We start from the raw sequence: 17,637 nt of genomic DNA on the forward strand, positions 1-17,637 counted from the left end.
TCCATAATGTTCGAGCAGGCGTTTTTTCAGCCTGCCGAGGTTGCGGTGATCCGTCAGTTTTCGCGCATAGGGCGTCTTTGTGATTCACTGGCTGCGGGTTCGGGACTCCGTCGCTAAATCCATTTGTTTTTGAGGAGTCCCGTGATGGGCAACAAACTGTACGTAGGCAATCTGCCCTATTCCGTGCGCGATCAGGACCTGGAGCAGGCCTTCGGCCAGTTCGGCGCGGTCACCAGCGCCAAGGTCATGATGGAGCGCGATACCGGCCGCTCCAAGGGTTTCGGTTTCGTCGAGATGGCGAGCGACGCGGAAGCGCAGCAAGCCATCAACGGCATGAACGGCCAGTCTCTGGGCGGCCGCAGCATCGTCGTCAATGAAGCACGTCCGATGGAGCCCCGTCCCCCGCGCAGCGGTGGCGGCTTCGGCGGTGGTGGTGGCGGCTTCGGTGGTGGCGGCGGCTACGGCGGCGGCGGTGGCCGCAGCGGTGGTGGCGGCGGCTACGGCGGCGGTGGCCGCAGCGAAGGCGGCTTCCGCAGCCCCTACGGCGCCGGTCCCCGTGGCGGCAGCGGCGGTGGCCGTGGCGGCTACGGCGGTGGCAACAACAACGGCGGCGGTTACTAATCAGCACGTCGGCAGCCGCACGGCCCTGCAAAGGGCGCGCGGCTTGAAGCAAAAAGGCTCCTCCCGGAGCCTTTTTCTTTTTGTGCCTCCCGCTGATGGCGCCTAGTCCGTCCTGCCTCCCTGCGCCTGGCGGTGCTTGCGCGGCCGTCCGGCCAGGAGGCGGTCCAGCAGCGCATCGGGCAGGGCTCGCAGCAGCTTGGCCACCACGCCCATCTGCCAGGGAATGACGCGGTAACTGGTGCCTGCCGCGATGGCGCGCGCAGCCTGTGCGGCAAAGGCCTCGGGGCGCATCAGGAAAGGCATGGCATAGCGGTTCTCTCGCGTGAGCGGCGTGTCCACGTAGCCAGGGCTCAGGGTAACCACGCGCACGCCCGTGCCGCGCAATTCGCCGCGCAGGCTTTCGCAGTAGCTGATGACCGCCGCCTTGCTGGCGCAATAGGCGCCATGCCCCGGCAACCCGCGAATGCCCGCCACGCTGGCAATGCCGACCAGCCGGCCGCTGCCGCGTGCGCGCATGGGCGCGACGAAGGGATGGAAGGTGGCGGCCATGCCCAGGTTGTTGGTGGCCAGCACGCGGGCCATGACGTCGATGTCCGCGCGCTCGGCCGTGTCCATGCCGATGCTGATACCGGCGTTGGCGATCACCACGTCAGGCAGGCCCTGGCGCGCGATGCAGGCCTGGGCGGCGGCGATGACGCTGTCCGGCCGGCTCACGTCACAACTATAGATTTCATAGCTGCTCGCGCTTGCTGTATGCGCCTTGAGCCACGATTTCATCCTATCTTCACGGCGTGCGGCCAGCGCCACGCGCCAGCCGGCTTGCAGGTAGTGCAGGGCCAGCGCCTGGCCAATGCCGCTGGAGGCGCCGGTGATGAAGGCCAGCGGCTGCGCCATGGCCGTTCAGCGGCGCGCCGGCGCCGGCTGCAGCGTGCCGTGCACGCGGCCCTGCAGCTGCAGCACCTGCGACAGGTGGTCGTACTCCAGGCTGTCGGCGGTGAAGACGTCATTGCCGCGCTTGAGCGTGACCGGCTGGTTGGAGCGCACCCGCTCCTCGCGCGTCCAGGCGTGCAGGAATTCGCCAGCGAACTCCAGCCGCGGCGTGGGCGCGGCACCGGCGCGCGCCATGGGTTCGCGCACCACCACGGCCTGGCCGAACAGCTGGACCTCGGAGCCGTCGGCGTTGGACACGGCGCGATTGGCGCTGGCGGTGCTGACCTGTCCGTTCTCGCTCACAGAGCGCATGCGGGCCTGGTCGATCTCCAGGGTGTCAGTGTCGGGGTAGTGCTGGGCCAACGTGCCGCGCACCTCGCTGGCCAGGCGCCCTGTGGCGTCGAAGGTTTTGACAGAGAAGTCGCGCATGTAGTAGTCGGGCTCGTGCGCCAACGGCCGCTCGGCTGCAGGCTGCACGGGGGTGGGCGCGTTGCGCACCAGCCACCAGGTACTCAAAGCCAGCAGGCCCATGAGCAGCACGGGCAGGTACAGCGACAGGCGCTCCCAGGCGTGGCGCAGGCGCATGGGCGGCACCGTCACCCGGCGTAGGCGGCCAGCAGGCCGGAGTAGCGGCCGCTGGCCACCAGCAGCAGGTCGCACAGCTCGCGCGCGGCTCCGGCGCCGGGCAGCGCAGTGGTGACGTGGTGGGCCACGGCCCGCACCTCGGCATGGGCGCCCTGCGGCGCGCAGGCCAGGGCGGCGCGGCGCATCACGGGCAGGTCGGGCCAGTCGTCGCCCATGGCGGCGGCCTGGTGCCAGTCCAAGCCCAGCTCGGCCAGGATGGCCTCGGCAGCGGGGCGCTTGTCTTCGGTGCCGAAGCGCGCGTGCGCCACGCCCAGGGCCGACAGGCGCAGGCGCAGCGCGGGCGAGTCGCGCCCGGTGACCACGGCCGGCGTGATGCCGCCCTGTTGCAGCAGCTTCAGGCCGTGGCCGTCCAGGGTGTGGAAGCGCTTGAGCGTTTCACCTTCGGCGGAAAAGTACAGGCTGCCGTCGGTCAGCACGCCGTCGACGTCAAAGAAAGCCACGCGCACGTCCTGCGCGCGCAGCAGCAGCTCAGGCGGAAATTGCAGCACGGGGGCCAGGGGTGGGGGCGTGCCGGCCATCAGATCACCTTGGCGCGCATCAGGTCGCCGATGTGCACCATGCCCACCAGCGTGCCGTCGCCCTCGGTCACCAGCACGCTGGTGATGGCGTGTCGTTCCATGGTCTGGGCGGCGTCGGCGGCCAGGGCATCGGCGGCGATGGTGCGCGGGCGCGAGTGCATCACGTCGCGCGCCAGCACGCCGCGCAGCTCGGCGCCGGCCTCGATGCGCCGGCGCAGGTCACCGTCCGTGAAGATGCCCAGCGGGCGGCCGTCCTCGTCCACGACGGCGGCGGCGCCCAGGCCTTTGGCGCTCATCTCGCGCATCAGCTCGCTGAAAGAAGCCTGCGGCGGCACACGCGGCACGTCGGCGCCGGCGCGCATGACGTCCCGCACGTGGGTCAGCAGGCGCCGGCCCAGCGCCCCGCCGGGGTGCGAACGGGCGAAGTCCTCGGGCCGAAAACCCCGCGCATCCAGCAGCGCCACGGCCAGGGCGTCGCCCATGGCCAGCTGGGCGGTGGTGCTGGCAGTGGGGGCCAGGTTGAGCGGGCAGGCCTCGCGTGCGACGCTGCAGTCCAGCACCACGTCGGCATGGCGCGCCAGCGTGGACTGCAGCCCGCCGGTCAGCGCCACCAGCGGCACGCCCTGGCGGCGCAGCACGGGCAGCAGCACGGTCAGCTCGCTGCTCTCGCCGCTGTTGGACAGGGCCAGCACCAGGTCGCCGGTGGTCACCATGCCCAGGTCGCCGTGACTGGCCTCGGCCGGGTGCACGAAGAAGGCGGGGGTGCCGGTGGAAGCAAGAGTCGCGGCGATCTTGCGGCCCACGTGCCCGCTCTTGCCCATGCCCATGACGACCACGCGCCCGGTGATGTCCAGCATGCGCTGCACGGCCAGCACGAAGGGCTGGCCCAGCCGGGCGCTCATGTCCTGCAGCGCCTGGGCCTCGGCGGCCAGGGTCTCGCGCGCCTGGCGCAGGACCTGCTCGGCGGCAGGCAGGAGAGGGCGGTCGTCGGCATCGTGGGGCATGGTGAAATTCTATCGGCGGGCCATGGGCGCCCGCACTACGATCGCACATGTCCTCTCTCGCGCTGACCCTGCTCTACCTGCTCGCCGCCGTGCTGGGCGTGGTGGCCTGCCGCAGCCTGCGCCTGCCGCCCATGATGGGCTACCTGGCCGCCGGCATCCTGATCGGCCCGCACGCGCTGGCGCTGACCAGCAATTCTGAAGGTGTGCGCCACCTGGGCGAATTCGGCGTCGTGTTCCTGATGTTCACCATCGGTTTGGAGTTCAATCTGCCCAAGCTGCGCGCCATGCGCCGGCACGTGTTCGGGCTGGGACTGCTGCAGGTGGTGGTGTCCGCGGCGGTGTTCACGGCCGCCTTGCTGGCGCTGTCGCGGCTGGCCGGCGGGGTCTGGCAGATGGGCTGGCAGTCGGCGCTGGCGCTGGGCGGCACCCTGGCCATGAGCAGCACGGCCATCGTGGTCAAGCTGCTGTCCGAGCGCGGCGAGCTGGAGAGCGAGCATGGCAGGCGTGTGCTGGGCATCCTGCTGTTCCAGGACCTGGCAGTGGTGCCGCTGCTGGTACTGATCCCGGCACTGGGCTCCTCGCCCGACCAGCTGCTGCTGGCTCTGGGCCTGGCCTTGCTGAAGGCGGTGCTGCTGGTCGGCGTGCTGCTGGTGGGCGGGCAGCGCGTCATGCGCTGGTGGCTGACCCTGGTGGCGCGACGCAAAAGCGACGAGCTGTTCATGCTCAACCTGCTGCTGGTCACGCTGGGGCTGGCTTGGCTGACCGAGCTGGCCGGGCTGTCGTTGGCGCTGGGCGCCTTCATTGCCGGCGTGCTGGTGTCCGAAACCGAGTACCGCCACCAGGTGGGCACGGACATCCGCCCCTTCCACGACGTGCTGCTGGGGCTGTTCTTCATCACCGTGGGGATGATGCTGGATTGGCACATCCTGATCGAGCGCTGGGCCCTGGTGCTGGCCCTGCTGCTGGTGCCGCTGCTGGCCAAGACGGCCATCATCGTGGCGCTGGCGCGGGTGCAGGGCGCCACCGCTGGCGTGTCGCTGCGCACCGCCCTGTTCGTGGGGCAGGCGGGCGAGTTCGGTTTCGTGCTGCTGAGCCTGATGCAGACCCACGCACTGGTCGAGCCGGCCCTCATGAACCCGGTGCTGGCCGCCATGGTGCTGTCCATGCTGGCCACCCCCTTCCTGGTGCTGCACAGCAACCGCATCGTCATGAAGCTGGCGGCCAGCGACTGGATGCACCAGTCGCTGCAGGTCACCACCATCGCCCGCCAGGCCATCAATACCAGCGGCCACGTGCTGATTTGCGGCTATGGCCGCTGCGGGCAGAACCTGGCGCGCATGCTGGAGGGCGAGGGCATCGCCTACATGGCGCTGGATCTGGACCCCGACCGCGTGCGCCAGGCCGCCGCGGCCGGCAATTCGGTGGTTTATGGAGACGCGACGCGGCTGCAGGCGTTGATGGCCGCCGGCCTGGCGCGCGCCGCCGCCGTGGTGGTGACCTACCTGGACACGCCGGCGGCGTTGAAGGTGCTGGCCAGCGCCCGCACCCACGCCCCGCACGTTCCGGTGGTGGTGCGCACCCAGGACGACACCCACCTGGACCAGCTGCAGGCCGCTGGCGCCACCGAGGTCGTGCCCGAGGCCATCGAGGGCTCGCTGATGTTGGCCAGCCACGCTCTGGCCCTGCTGGGCGTGCCCATGCGCCGCGTGCTGCGCGTGGTGCGCGACCAGCGCGATGCGCGCTATGGCCTGCTGCGCGGCTACTTTCATGGCGCGGACGACGACACCGTGGCCGAGCGCGACCAGGAGCGCCTGGCCACCGTTACCCTGCCTGCCGGTGCCGCCGCGCTGGGCCAGGCGCCGCAGGAGCTGCCCCTGCACGCCATCGGCGTGCGGCTGGTGAGCGTGCGCAGCGCCAGCGGGCACACGTCGGCCCAGGGCGGCAGGCCGCTGGCCGCGGGGGACACGCTGGTGCTGTCGGGCCACCCTACGGCGCTGGCGCTGGCCGAGCAGCGCCTGCTGCGGGGCTGATGCGGCCAGGCCCTACACTTGCCGGCTGTTTTTTGCACTGCCCGCCTTGCCATGCACGACCTGAGCGTCAACGACTATCTGCGCCAGCACATCCGCACCGTCCCCGATTGGCCGGCGCCGGGCGTGCAGTTCCGCGACATCACCCCGCTGCTGCAGGATCCCCAAGTCTTTCGCGTGCTGATCGACGCTTTCGTGCACCGCTACATGGACCGCGCCCTGCGCCCGGACGTGGTGGCGGGGCTGGATGCGCGCGGCTTCATCCTGGGCGCCGTGGTGGCCTATGAGCTGAACGTGGGCTTCGTGCCCATCCGCAAGAAGGGCAAGCTGCCTTTCACCACGGTGGAGGAAACCTACGAGCTGGAGTACGGCAGTGCCACAGTCGAGCTGCACGCCGATGCCGTGCGCCCGGGCGACCGCGTGCTGCTGGTGGACGATCTGATCGCCACCGGCGGCACCATGATGGCTGGCAAGAAACTGCTGGAAAAGCTGGGCGCCCAGGTCATGGAGGGCGCTGCCATCGTCGATCTGCCCGAGCTGGGCGGCTCGCAACGGCTGAGAGCCGCCGGCCTGCCGCTGTACACGCTGGTGGACTTCGGCGGGCACTGAGGCTCGGCGCGCCCTTGCTTTTTTCTTCTTTCAGTCCAGGTCGCCGTACTGGGTGGTGCTCAGATCGCCGCTGCGGCTTTCCTGGCCGGGCAGCAAGGTGTCCTCGAAGCCAGAGGCGGGCGGCAGCAGCGGGCCGCTGCGCGTGGTGACGCCGGGCTCGGGCCGCGCCACGGGTGTGGGGCGTGCCGCGGCGGCGCTGGCCAGGGCCTGCTTGAAGGCGGCCACCTCGTCGGGCTCGATGGGATCGAACTGTTGCGCGGCCGGACGCTGTCCCGGCTGGGGCGGCACCAGCGGCGCCGGTCGCGAAGCCGCGCCGGCCCACGGTGGGCGCACGGGCGCGGGGCGTGCCGGCATCTGGGCCTGGGCTCCGATGACCGGGGAGGAAACCTGCGGCGCCGGCACCGCCGCCAGGCCCGGGGTGGGCCGCGGCACCGCGCCGGGGCGGGCGCCCAGCTGCTGGTTGAGGCGCCAGTAGACCGAGGTTATCAGGATGTCGCAGCGCGCCCTGGCGGTCTGCACGATGAGCGCCTCGATCTCGTTGCTGCGCAGCGGCTCCAGGCTGTATTCGGGCGCCAGGTCGATCATGACCAGGAACTGCGCGCCGCGCTGGTCCAGCGACAGCACTTTGAACTTGTAGCCGGCCGAGAGCACGCCGGCGCGCACCATCACGTCGCGCACCACGGCGTACAGCTGCTCGCGCCGCTCCATGCGCTCATTTCTGCGGGCGCCCCCTGCCTCGGGCGTGCCAGCCTGTGGGGCGGGCGGCACCGGCCGGCCCTCGGCGCGGGCGCCGGCCAGCGGGGCGTGGGCGGAGGAGGGCGGCGCGACGCGCGCTGCCGGGCGCTTGGGCTTGGGAAACAGCCAGCTGAACAACGACATGCCTTGCCTTGAAACGGGGCGGGTGGGGTGTTTCGAGTGTAGCCTCCGCCAGCCGCATTGCGCGGAGTGGCCGAGCGTTTCAGGTGGCGGCGATGCGCCGGCGCCGGTTGCCCAGACGCTTGGCCAGCACCGCGCCCGCGGCCATGGCCAGTTGCAGGGCCACGGCGGGCTGGCGGTTGCCCAGTTCGGCATGGCGCAGGGCCGGCAGACTCCACAGCTTGGAAGGCGCGCCGGCCTGCACGGTGGCGCTGCGCGGGCGGTGCGAGAAGAACGAACCCTCACCCACCAGGGAGCCGGGCGCCACGATGGCCAGGCGCAGGCGCTGCTTGTCGTCCTCGAAATGCACGCTGAGCGAGCCGCTTTCCACCAGGTACAGGGTGCGATCGTTGGTGCCCTGGGAAAACAGCACCTGCCCGGCAGTCAGGTGCACCGGCAGCAGGTAGGCGGCCAGCATGTCCCACTGCTCGCTGGTCAGCAGGTTGTTCATGCTGTCCTCGGCGGTGGCGTGGGTGATGGCGTCGATCAGGCCGCGCAGATCGGCCTTGGACGTGGTGGTAGCGGTGGGCAGGGCATTCATCGCGCGCGAACGGTAGCGCGGCGGGCCGCGGCACACAAGTTGGAGTTACACATATTTACGGCCAGGCGGAACTGGGTTATTTGCCGATGCAAAAGCGCGAAAAGATCACGCCCAGCAGGTCGTCGGAGCCGAACTCGCCGGTGATGGCATTCAGCGCGTTCTGCGCCAGGCGCAGCTCCTCGGCCAGCAGGTCCAGCGCGGGCTGCTGGCTGCCGTGCAGCTGGGCTGCGGCCTCCATCAGGTGCGCGTCGACGGCGTGCAGGGCCTGCAGGTGGCGGGCGCGGGCCAGGTACACACCCTCGGGTGCGGCCTGCCAGCCTGCGACCTCCAGCAGCTTGCGGCGCAGCCCGTCCAGGCCGTCGCCGGTGCGGGCGGACAGGCGCACGCTGGCATGGCCGGGCGCGGCGGCGGGCGGGGGTTCGGGCGCGGCGTCGCTCTTGTTCCACACGTCGATGACGGGCACGCCCGCGGGCAGGGTTGCCTGCAGGGTGGCGGCGATGGCCTGGTCGGCGCTGGCGTAGCCGCTCTCGTGCTGGCGCGTGAGGTCGTGCAGGAACAGCACGGCGTCGGCGCCGGCGATCTCGTCCCAGGCGCGCTCGATGCCGATGCGCTCGACCTCGTCGCCGGCCTCGCGCAGGCCGGCGGTGTCGATGACGTGCAGCGGCACGCCCTCGATCTGTATGGTCTGCTGCACCTTGTCGCGCGTGGTGCCGGCGATCGGCGTGACGATGGCAAGCTCTGCGCCGGCCAGGGCGTTGAGCAGCGAGCTTTTGCCGGCGTTGGGCTGGCCGGCAATCACCACCTTGATGCCCTCGCGCAGCAGCGCGCCCTGGGTGGCGCGCTGCAGCACGCCGGCCAGCAGCTGCTGCAGCCGGGCCAGCTGGCCGGCGGCGTCGGCCTTGCGCAGGAAGTCGATCTCTTCCTCGGGGAAGTCCAGCGTGGCCTCCACCAGCATGCGCAGGTGCACTAGGGCGTCCAGCAGCGCGTGAATCTCGGCGGAGAAGGCGCCGGCCAGCGAGCGGCTGGCGCCGCGGGCGGCGGCCTCGGTGCTGGCGTCGATCAGGTCGGCCACGGCCTCGGCCTGGGCCAGATCCAGCTTGTCGTTGAGGAAGGCGCGCTGGGTGAATTCGCCCGGCTCGGCCAGTCGCAGGCCGGCCAGCGTGCCGGCGGCCGCCACCTGCAGGCAGCGCGAGAGCAGCAGCTGCAGCACCACCGGGCCGCCGTGGGCCTGCAGCTCCAGCACGTCCTCGCCGGTGTAGCTGTGCGGGGCCGGGAAGTACAGCGCCAGCCCGTGGTCGATGGGCTGGCCGCCCTCGTCGGCGAACGGCAGGTAGTGCGCGTGGCGCGGCTTCAGGGAGCGGCCCAGCAGCGCCTGCGCGAACGGCGCGAGACCGCGCCCCGAGACGCGCACGATGCCCACCGCCCCGCGTCCGGGGGCGGTGGCGATGGCGGCGATGGGGTCGTGGCGGCGGGCGAGCATGGACGGGGGCACAAGGCGTGAAGCGGGCGAACCCACCATTATTAATGGCCCGCGCCGCCCGGCCCCGCACGCGCTCACATGGCGGGCTTGTCGCTCAAGGCGGTGAGGTTGTCGCGCAGTTCCTTGCTCATGGGCAGGCCGATGACCTGGTTCTTGGGCGGGATGGGCGACATGAACCACTTGTCGTAGAGCTTCTCGAACGCGCCCGACTTCATCATCCCGCCGATCACGCCATTGACCAGAGCCTGGAACTGCGGGTCGTCCTTGCGCACCATGCAGGCATAGGGCTCGACCTGCAGCGAATCGCCCACCACTTCCCACTCGGCCGGGTTTCGGGCGTTGTTCTTCAGGCCGAACAGCAGGATGTCGTCCATGGCGAAGGCCTCGGCCCGGCCGGTGTCGACCAGCAGCATGGCGTCGTCGTGGTCCTTGCCCAGGACGATGTCGAAGTCCAGGTTGTTGTCCTTGCTGTACTTGCGGATGACTTGGGCGTTGGTGGTGCCGGTGGTGCTGGCCACCTTCTTCTTGGCGAGGTCGCCGTAGTTCTTGATGCCCGAGGACTTCTTCACCAGCAGCCGGGTGCCGGTGTAAAAGTAGTTGATAGCGAACTGCACGTCCTTGCCGCGCGTGGCGTTGTTTGTGGTGGAGCCGCACTCGATGTCGACAGTGCCGTTTTGCAGCAGCGGGATGCGGTTCTGCGATGTCACGGCCTGCATCTCCACCTTCAGCCCGGGGTTGTTCACCTGCTTCTTCACGGCGTCCACGATGGCGTTGGTGACCTCCACCGAAAAGCCCACCGGCCCGCCAGAGCCGGCCAGATAGCTGAACGGCACCGAGGACTCGCGGTAGGCCACGGTGATCTTGCCCGAGTCGGCGACCTTCTTGAGGGTGTCCGCGTGGGCGGTGGCCAGAGTGCAGGCGGCGATGGCGGCGGCCAGCGCCAAAGAGGTGGTGGGTTGCATGCTGCCGTCTCCTTCTTTCATGGTTGTGGTGCGGTGCAGCGGCACTGTAGAGAGGCTGCAGCCCGCTTGAACAATGCCATTCACGGCGGATGGCATTACCAAAAATTATGTGGCCTGCAGCAGGGCGCTGCCATGCAGACAAACACCCACAAGCCATAACCTGCCGGCATGCTCACGCGCGCGCTTGGCAATGTTCAGGCACCAGTGCGCGGGCCTACAGTGCCGCCTTCGCCAACCGGCTTCAACCGTTCCAACAACCATGCATGCGTGTGTCATGGGCGCAGGCATCGTGGGCCTGGCCACCGCCTACGAGCTCCAGGGCCAGGGCCTGCGCGTCACCGTGGTCGACCAGGCGCAGCCTGCAGCGGCGCCAGCAGCGGCAACGGCGCGCAGCAGGGGTGCGCCACGCCGGTGAAGACGAAACCCAGGTCCGCCTCCTGGCGCACCAGCGCGGCGACGATCTGCGGCGAGTGCAGCGCATCGATGGTCACCGCCACGCCCGGGTACTGGATGCGGAACGCCCGCAGCGCGCGCGGCAGCACCTCGAAACTCAAGGCGAACACCGTCAGGATGCGCAGCTCGTCCTTGCGCTCCTCCTGGCGCAGGCGGGCCGCCAGGCGCTGCACGTCGCCCAGCTGGGCAAACAGCTGCTCGAAGTGGGGATGGAGGATCTGCGCCTCGCGCGTGGGCACCAGGCGCCCGCGCGTGCGCTGAAACAGCGCGAAACCCAGCTGCAGCTCGGCATGGGCCAGGATGCGGCTGACGGCCTGCTGGGTGACGTTGATCAGCCGCGCCGCGGCGCTGACGCTGCCGGTGAGCATGACGGCGTTGAAGACTTCGATGTGGCGCAATCGCATGCGCTCACCATGCCTGCAGCGCCGGCCGCGCGCCAGGGGCTCAGGATCGCATCAGGAGTCTGCGTAGGCGCGGCGCGCCAGGCTGGCGGCCAGGATCGCCGTGGGGTCGACCAGCGTCCAGCCCTGCGCCTCGGGTGCCTGGGGCAGCGCCAGCGGGATCTCGGTGCAGGCCATGGCCAGCGCGATGTCGCCGTGCTGGGCGCGCAGCTGCGCTCCGGCCTGCACGAAGCGCTGCTGCGCAAGCACCAAGTCGCCGGCCTTCACGCCGCCGTAGATGCCCTCCATCAGCCACTGCCGCGCCGCCTCGCCGGGCAGCACGCAGGCGATGCCCTGGGCGGCGAAGGCCTGCTCGTACAGGCCGATGCGGTAGCTGCCCTCGGTGGCCAGCAGGGCCACGCGGTCCAGGCCGCGGCGGCGCAGCTCGGCCGCGGTCTCTTGCGGCATGTGCAGCAGCTCGACCTGCGGCACCTGCCGCTGCAGCGCCGCGTGCCAGGCGTGCGCGGTGTTGCAGGGCATGGCCACGGCGCGCGCGCCCAGGCCGGCGAGCTGCGCCAGCCCCTGCGCCAGGGCCGCCAGCGGCTGCGGCGCCTGTGGGTCGGCCAGCGCGCGCGTGCGGTCGGCAATGGGCAGCTGCGCCATCCAGTGCGCGGGATAGGCCTGGTCGACCACGGCATGGCCGTGCGCGCGCAGCCAGTCCTCGCAGGCGAGGACGAACAGCCGGGCGAAGTCCGCCCCGGCAGCCGGCCCCATGCCGGCCAGGATGCCGACCGTGCGGCTTGCAACGTGTGTCATCTCAGCTCTCCACCGCGCGGCACCACCGCGGCATATGCAAGTGGCGCACCCAGGCCAGCAGACGCCGTGGATCTGGCTTCGCCAGTCCACCAGCGTCGTCCCCCTTCCGGCACTGCGCAGCAGGGCGAGAGAAGAGGGAAGCGGCGCAGCCGCTCAGGGGGATGTCCTTCATTTCAGCATCATGGACATCGCCGACAGGCAGTTGAGCATGCGCACCGCCGCTTCCACGTCGGGCGCGGTGAAGCGCAGCGCGTCGCCGTCGGTGCGTTCCAGCGTCGGCCACTGGCAGAACAGCTCGGCCAGCGCCGGGCTCTGCGCCAGCAGGTCGACGGTAACGGGGCCCTCGATGCGCAGCGGCGCCACGCCCCGGGCCTGCGGCACGGCCTGGGCCACGCCCTCGCGGATGGCGGCGCAGGCCTGCTGGGGCGACAGGCTGATGCCGCTGGAAAAGCCCGTGGCGCGCTTGACCTGCACGAAGCGGGTCTGTGGGAACAGCGCCCGGTGCTCGTCGATGAACACGTCGTCGCCCGAGGCCGCGACCACCGGCGCGCCGTAGCTCCCGGCGAGCAGCCCGTACAGGCCCATCTCGCCCAGCTCCTGGCCGTTCAGGCGGATGCGCGCGAACGCGAAGCTGTTGATGGTGTGCGCGAGGATGCCGCGCCCCTGGGCGCGCGAGTGGTAGCCGATCATGCACACGCCCTGCACGCCCAGCTCCACGCCGGCCACCATGCCCAGGTAGCGCGGCTTGCCCTGGATGACCTGGGCGCGCTCGTCGAGCAGGTCCGGCGGCATGTTGCGAAAGCCCCCGTGCGAGTCGTTCACGTAGACCGCGCTGGCGCCGCCATCGAAGGCGCCGGCGATGGCGGCGTTGGCTTCCAAAGCCATCAGGCGGCGGGCGCGCTCGTATTCGGGGTTGCCCGCTCGCACCTGCTCGGCGTGGTAGACGCCGGCCACGCCCTCGATGTCGACGGAGATGAGAATTTTCATGGACAGATCCGGGGTCTTTTATGGGTCAAATCGGCCTCCAGCGCTTCCCTGGTTTGCGCTTACAGCTATCAATTCAGGAGTTCGCGCAGCGCCTGCCGGTGGTGGCCGGCGCGGCCCGTGACCGGGTCGGCATGCCACAGCGCGTGCACGATGGCCTGCTCCACGCTGTCGGCGGCGGCATGGAACAACGCGTCCAGCCGGACCTCGTGGACCATGGCCACGGCAGGCATGGGCGCGTCGGCCAGGTCCGGCAGGTGGGGCAGTGTGTAGGCGGTGGAGAACGCCACGGCAATGTCGCCGCTGCCGTGCCCGTAGACCGAGCCGGTGCGCGCCAGCCCTGCCGCCGCGCGCAGCGCCAGCCGACCGAGCTGGCGCGCGTCCAGCGGCGCGTCGGTGGCCAGCAGCATGATGATCGAGCCCTTTTCCGTGGTCTCGGCCGGGGCGCCCTGGCGCGCGGCCAGCCGCCGGCCCAGGGGCTCGCCGCCCCAGACCAGGTGGGACTGCACGCCGTAGTTGGCCAGCACCAGCGCACCGACGGTGTAGCCCCCGTCCGCACGGCGCGACGCGGTGCCGATGCCGCCTTTGAGCTGGAAGCTGGACATGCCGCGCCCCGCGCCCACCGCGCCCTGGGCCACGTTCGGGCCCGCGCCGGCGCAGGCCGCCTCGTAATGCGCGGCCGTGACGGCCATGCGCTGGATGTCGTTCAGGTAGCCGTCGTTGCACTCCAGCACCAGCGGGTTCACCGTGGGCAGCGCGCGGCCGGTCTCGGGGTTGGCGCGCACGCACTGCGCGATCTGCGCCTGCGCCACGGCCGGCACCGAGAAGGTGTTGGTCAGCGCAATCGGCGTCTCCAGCTGGCCCAGCTCGGCCAGCTGCGTCAGGCCCACGCTCTTGCCGAAGCCGTTGATGACGGCGGCCGCCGCGGGCACCTTGTGGCGGAACGGGTCCTGCGCGTGCGGGTGGATGACCGTGACGCCGGTCTGCACATCGCCCTCGGCCAGCGTCACGTGGCCGACGGTGACGCCGGCCACATCGGTGATGGCGTCGCGCGGCCCGGCCGGCAGGCCGCCGATGCAGGGGGGTTGCATGCTCATGTCTGCCGGTCGATCTTCGGATCGAGCGCGTCGCGCAGGCCGTCGCCCAGCAAGTTGAAGGCCAGCACCGTGAGGAAGATGGCCAGGCTCGGGAACAGCGCCACGTGCGGCGCATTCACCATGTCGGCGCGCGCCTCGTTGAGCATGGCGCCCCACTCGGGCGTCGGCGGCTGCGCGCCCATGCCCAGGAACGACAGGCTGGCCGCGGTGATGATCGACGTGCCCACGCGCATGGTGAAGTACACGACGATGGACGAGATGGTGCCCGGCAGGATGTGACGCGTGATGATGGTCCAGTCGCTGGCGCCGATGCTCTGCGCCGACTCGATGTAGGTCTGGTGCTTGAGCACCAGCGTGTTGCCGCGCACCAGCCGCGCGAACGCCGGCACGCTGAACACGGCCACGGCGACCACCACGTTGGTCATGCTGGAGCCCAGGATCGCCACCACGCCCAGCGCCAGCAGGATGCCGGGAAAGGCGAACAGCACGTCGGAGATGCGCATCACGATGCGGTCCCACCAGCCCTCGTAGTAGCCGGCCAGCAGCCCGAGCGCGGTGCCGATCAGGCAGCCGATGGCGACCGAGAAGAAACCCGCCGCCAGCGAGATGCGGGCGCCCATCAGGATGCGGCTGAAGATGTCGCGCCCGAGCGGGTCGACGCCGAACCAGTGCACGGCCGAGGGGCCTTCGTTCAGCCGTTCGTAGTCGAAGTAGTTCTCGGCGTCGAACGGCGCCAGGTACGGCGCCAGCACGGCCACCAGTACCAGCAGCAGCACGAACACCAGCGCGGCCACGGCCACGTGCTGGCGCTTGAACTTGCGCCAGAACTCGCGCCAGGGGGTGCGGACCGCCTCGGCGGCCGGGGCCGCAGCGGCCGGGGAGGAAACGGAGGGAGCGCTCATCGCCGGTCCTCTTCTTTCACTTGTAGCGGATGGTGGGGTTGATGAAGCCGTAGGCCATGTCCACCACCAGGTTGATGAGGATGAATTCCAGCGAGAACAGCAGCACCAGCGTCTGGATGACGGGGTAGTCGCGCATGGTCACCGCGTCCACCAGGAGGCGGCCCAGGCCCGGCCAGTTGAACACCGCCTCGACCACGATGGAGCCGCCCAGCAGGAAGCCGAACTGCAGGCCCATCATGGTGACCACCGGGATCAGCGCGTTGCGCAGGCAGTGCTTGAGGATCACCACGCGCTCGTTCAGGCCCTTGGCGCGAGCGGTGCGCACGAAGTCCTCCTGCACCACCTCGACGAACGAGGCGCGGGTGAAGCGCGCCATCACCGCGGCCACGGCCGCGCCCAGCGTGATGGACGGCAGGATGTAGTGGCGCCACGAGTCGGCGCCCACGGTGGGCAGCCAGCCCAGCTGCACCGAGAACACCTGCATCAGCATCATGCCCAGCGCAAACGCCGGGAACGAGATGCCCGACACCGCCAGCGTCATGCCCAGCCGGTCGGGCCAGCGGTTGCGGTACACGGCCGAGACGATGCCGATGGCCATGCCGAAGACGACCGACCAGGCCATGCTGCTCAGGGTGAGCAGCAGCGTGGGCATGAAGCGCTCGCCGATCTCGGCCGCCACCGGGCGGCGCGTGCGCATCGACAGGCCGAAGTCGCCCTGCACCATGCGCGAGAAGAAGTGCACGAACTGCTCGGGCAGCGGCTTGTCCAGGCCCAGCTCCTGGCGCACCAGCTGCACCGTGGCCTCGTCGGCATCCTGGCCCGCGGCCAGGCGCGCCGGGTCACCGGGCAGCAGGTGCACGAACAGGAACACCAGCACCGCCACGATCAGCAGCGTGGGCAGCAGCCCCAGCAGGCGTTTGAAGAAGTAATTCAGCATGGCAGTGCGGGACACCAGTCCCGCTTTGGGGTCAAGGCAAGAAACCGGCGCGCCCCAGGCCAGGGCCGCCGTGCAAGGGCCGCCCCGCAGCACCGGCGGCGTCCCCCTGCCCACCCTGCGCAGCAGGGCGAGAGCGGGGGGAAGGCGCGCATCGCCGCAGGGAGGTGCCTCACTTGATCGCGATCTCGTCGCTGTTGATGTTGCCGTCGGGCATTACGTACACGCCCGACAGGCGCTTGGAGTGGGCATACAGCACATCCTCCGTCACCAGCGGGATGCGCGGCAGGTCCTTGGCGAGCTGCTCCTGCACGGTCTTGTACAGGCCGGCGCGTTCGCCGCTGTCGGTGGTGACCAGGGCCTTGGCGATGGCATCATCGACCACGGGGTTACTGTAGAAGGCGTAGTTCGCCAGCTTGGGCGACCAGGACTCGGTGGCGAACAGCGGGCGCAGTGCCCAGTCGGCCTCGCCTGTGGAGGACGACCAGCCGATGTAGTACAGGCGCGCCTTGGCGGTCTTCGGGTCGGGCCAGGAATCGACCAGCTCCACACGCTTGCCGGGCTCCAGCGCCTCCACCGACACCTTGATGCCGACCTGCTGCAGCTGCTGCTGGATGAACTGGATCACCTTCTGGCTGGTGGTGTTGTTGTAGCCGCTCCACAGCGTGGTCTCGAAGCCGTTAGGGAAGCCCGCTTCCTTGAGCAGCTCCTTGGCCTTGGCCACGTTGTAGGGAACGGGCGGCATCTTCAGCGCGTACTCCACGCCCTGCGGCACGAAGCCCTGGGCGGGGAAGGCGTGGCCGCTGAAGGCCACCTTGGACAGCGCCTCCTTGTTGATGGCGTAGCCGATAGCCTCGCGCACCTTCACGTTGTCGAAAGGCTTTTGCAGCAGGTTGAACGTCAGGAAGCGCTGGATGATGGACGGCCGGGACACCACCTCCACCTTGTCGCTCTTCTTGAGCGTGGCAATCTGCTCATAGGGCAGCGTGAAGGCGAAGTCGGCCTCGCCCGTCTGCAGCATGGCGGCGCGGGTGTTGTTCTCGGTCACGGGCTTCCAGGTCACCTGGTCCACCTTCGGATAGCCCTGCTTCCAGTAGCCAGCGAACTTCTTGCCGACGATGGCCTCGGTCTGCTTCCACTCGACGAACTCGAACGGGCCGGTGCCCACGGGGTGGAAGGCGATGTCCTTGCTGCCCCACTTTTGCAGCGCGGCGGGCGAGATGATGGCGGCCGAGGCGTGGGCCAGCGCGTTGATGAAGGGGCCGAAGGGCTCCTTGAGCGTGATGCGCAGGGTCTGCGGGTTCACGGCCTCGACCTTGGCGACGCGGTTGAACTGGTTGGCACGCAGCAGGCGGTTGGCGGGGTCCATCACGCGGTCGAAGTTGGCCTTGGCCGCGGCGGCGTTGAAGTCGGTGCCGTCGTGGAACTTCACGCCCTGGCGCAGCTTGAAGGTGTAGACCAGGCCGTCCTTGGACACGTCGTAGCTCTCGGCCAGCACGTTCTGGATCTTCAGGTCCTTGTCGAACGCGAACAGCCCTTCGTAGAACGTCTTGGTGACGGCCGTGGTGATGGTGGTGTTGGTGTTGTACGGGTCCAGCGTCTCGGGCTGCTGGTAGATGGCCAGCACGGCGTTGCCGGCCGCCAGCGCGCTGCCGCTGAGGGCAAAGGCGGCTAGGGCCAGCAGGGCCTGGGCCGTGCGGCGGGTGTTCGCGGTCTTCTTCATGGGTGAACTCCGGTGGGTGGTGGATGGGCGGTGGAAAGGATTTGCTTCAAAAAAGAGAGCTGCCCGCGCTTGACTGGCGGGCGCTGGAGGCCTTTT

At 70.0% G+C, this 17,637-nt stretch carries 17 protein-coding genes and 2 pseudogenes; 4 read left to right on the top strand and 15 right to left on the bottom strand.

Annotated features, from left to right (window positions below; genetic code table 11):
* Window positions 1-144 precede the first annotated feature (144 nt).
* A complete protein-coding gene (locus RT282_RS01925; RefSeq protein WP_312757179.1) occupies window positions 145-621 on the top strand; it encodes an RNA-binding protein in 477 nt (158 codons plus the stop codon).
* 102 nt (window positions 622-723) lie between these two features.
* Here RT282_RS01925 and RT282_RS01930 read toward each other — a convergent pair whose 3' ends face one another.
* The 4 genes from RT282_RS01930 to RT282_RS01945 are packed head-to-tail and all read right to left on the bottom strand — an operon-like array spanning window position 724 to window position 3,718.
* Entirely contained in the window at window positions 724-1,515 is a 792-nt protein-coding gene (locus RT282_RS01930; protein WP_313311470.1) for an SDR family oxidoreductase, read from the bottom strand.
* A 6-nt stretch (window positions 1,516-1,521) separates the two neighbouring features.
* Window positions 1,522-2,136: an LPS export ABC transporter periplasmic protein LptC gene (gene lptC, locus RT282_RS01935; RefSeq protein WP_313311471.1), complete on the bottom strand. Its 615-nt coding sequence runs from the start codon at window positions 2,134-2,136 to the stop codon at window positions 1,522-1,524.
* A gap of 11 nt (window positions 2,137-2,147) precedes the next feature.
* Entirely contained in the window at window positions 2,148-2,714 is a 567-nt protein-coding gene (locus RT282_RS01940; protein ID WP_313311473.1) for an HAD hydrolase family protein, read from the bottom strand.
* On the bottom strand, window positions 2,714-3,718 hold the full coding sequence (locus RT282_RS01945; protein WP_312757172.1) for a KpsF/GutQ family sugar-phosphate isomerase: 1,005 nt from the start codon (window positions 3,716-3,718) through the stop codon (window positions 2,714-2,716). Before RT282_RS01945 ends, RT282_RS01940 begins: the two co-directional genes overlap by 1 nt.
* 47 nt (window positions 3,719-3,765) lie before the next feature.
* Here RT282_RS01945 and RT282_RS01950 point away from each other — a divergent pair, with 47 nt between their 5' ends.
* Together RT282_RS01950 and RT282_RS01955 are read left to right on the top strand one after the other, a co-directional pair.
* Window positions 3,766-5,748: a monovalent cation:proton antiporter-2 (CPA2) family protein gene (locus tag RT282_RS01950; protein ID WP_312757170.1), complete on the top strand. Its 1,983-nt coding sequence runs from the start codon at window positions 3,766-3,768 to the stop codon at window positions 5,746-5,748.
* A 51-nt stretch (window positions 5,749-5,799) separates the two neighbouring features.
* Entirely contained in the window at window positions 5,800-6,354 is a 555-nt protein-coding gene (locus tag RT282_RS01955; protein ID WP_313311475.1) for an adenine phosphoribosyltransferase, read from the top strand.
* A 30-nt stretch (window positions 6,355-6,384) separates the two neighbouring features.
* Here RT282_RS01955 and RT282_RS01960 read toward each other — a convergent pair whose 3' ends face one another.
* The 4 genes from RT282_RS01960 to RT282_RS01975 all read right to left on the bottom strand — a co-directional run bounded on the left by RT282_RS01960 (window position 6,385) and on the right by RT282_RS01975 (window position 10,252).
* A complete protein-coding gene (locus tag RT282_RS01960; RefSeq protein WP_312757167.1) occupies window positions 6,385-7,233 on the bottom strand; it encodes a hypothetical protein in 849 nt (282 codons plus the stop codon).
* 79 nt (window positions 7,234-7,312) lie between these two features.
* The gene (locus RT282_RS01965) at window positions 7,313-7,810 is read right to left on the bottom strand and encodes a cyclic nucleotide-binding domain-containing protein (RefSeq protein WP_312302541.1); all 498 of its coding nucleotides are present in this window, start codon (window positions 7,808-7,810) and stop codon (window positions 7,313-7,315) included.
* 76 nt (window positions 7,811-7,886) lie between these two features.
* A complete protein-coding gene (gene mnmE / locus RT282_RS01970) occupies window positions 7,887-9,290 on the bottom strand; it encodes a tRNA uridine-5-carboxymethylaminomethyl(34) synthesis GTPase MnmE (RefSeq protein WP_313311476.1) in 1,404 nt (467 codons plus the stop codon).
* A gap of 74 nt (window positions 9,291-9,364) precedes the next feature.
* Window positions 9,365-10,252: an amino acid ABC transporter substrate-binding protein gene (locus RT282_RS01975; RefSeq protein WP_313311478.1), complete on the bottom strand. Its 888-nt coding sequence runs from the start codon at window positions 10,250-10,252 to the stop codon at window positions 9,365-9,367.
* A gap of 259 nt (window positions 10,253-10,511) precedes the next feature.
* On the opposite strand from RT282_RS01975, the pseudogene RT282_RS01980 reads away from it, so the two are divergent.
* Window positions 10,512-10,645, top strand: a pseudogene (locus tag RT282_RS01980) (FAD-dependent oxidoreductase); the annotation flags it as partial.
* Here the strand turns inward: RT282_RS01980 and RT282_RS01985 are convergent.
* The 7 genes and pseudogenes from RT282_RS01985 to gsiB all read right to left on the bottom strand — a co-directional run.
* Window positions 10,618-11,109, bottom strand: a pseudogene (locus RT282_RS01985) (LysR family transcriptional regulator); the annotation flags it as partial. The pseudogenes RT282_RS01980 and RT282_RS01985 overlap by 28 nt on opposite strands.
* A 51-nt stretch (window positions 11,110-11,160) precedes the next feature.
* The gene (locus RT282_RS01990) at window positions 11,161-11,901 is read right to left on the bottom strand and encodes an amino acid racemase (protein ID WP_313311479.1); all 741 of its coding nucleotides are present in this window, start codon (window positions 11,899-11,901) and stop codon (window positions 11,161-11,163) included.
* Window positions 11,902-12,069: 168 nt separating this feature from the next.
* A complete protein-coding gene (locus RT282_RS01995; protein WP_313311480.1) occupies window positions 12,070-12,888 on the bottom strand; it encodes a M55 family metallopeptidase in 819 nt (272 codons plus the stop codon).
* Window positions 12,889-12,956: 68 nt separating this feature from the next.
* Window positions 12,957-13,982, bottom strand: coding sequence for a P1 family peptidase (locus RT282_RS02000; protein ID WP_313311481.1), 1,026 nt, complete (start codon window positions 13,980-13,982; stop codon window positions 12,957-12,959).
* The gene (gsiD, locus tag RT282_RS02005; protein WP_313311482.1) at window positions 13,979-14,884 is read right to left on the bottom strand and encodes a glutathione ABC transporter permease GsiD; all 906 of its coding nucleotides are present in this window, start codon (window positions 14,882-14,884) and stop codon (window positions 13,979-13,981) included. Before gsiD ends, RT282_RS02000 begins: the two co-directional genes overlap by 4 nt.
* Window positions 14,885-14,900: 16 nt before the next feature.
* Complete coding sequence (gene gsiC / locus RT282_RS02010) at window positions 14,901-15,821, bottom strand: glutathione ABC transporter permease GsiC (protein ID WP_313312579.1); 921 nt, start codon at window positions 15,819-15,821, stop codon at window positions 14,901-14,903.
* A gap of 169 nt (window positions 15,822-15,990) precedes the next feature.
* Window positions 15,991-17,541, bottom strand: coding sequence for a glutathione ABC transporter substrate-binding protein GsiB (gsiB, locus tag RT282_RS02015; protein ID WP_313311483.1), 1,551 nt, complete (start codon window positions 17,539-17,541; stop codon window positions 15,991-15,993).
* Between the last annotated feature and the right edge of the window lie 96 nt (window positions 17,542-17,637).

Source organism: Pulveribacter sp., assembly GCF_032079985.1.
Lineage (GTDB): Bacteria > Pseudomonadota > Gammaproteobacteria > Burkholderiales > Burkholderiaceae_C > Melaminivora.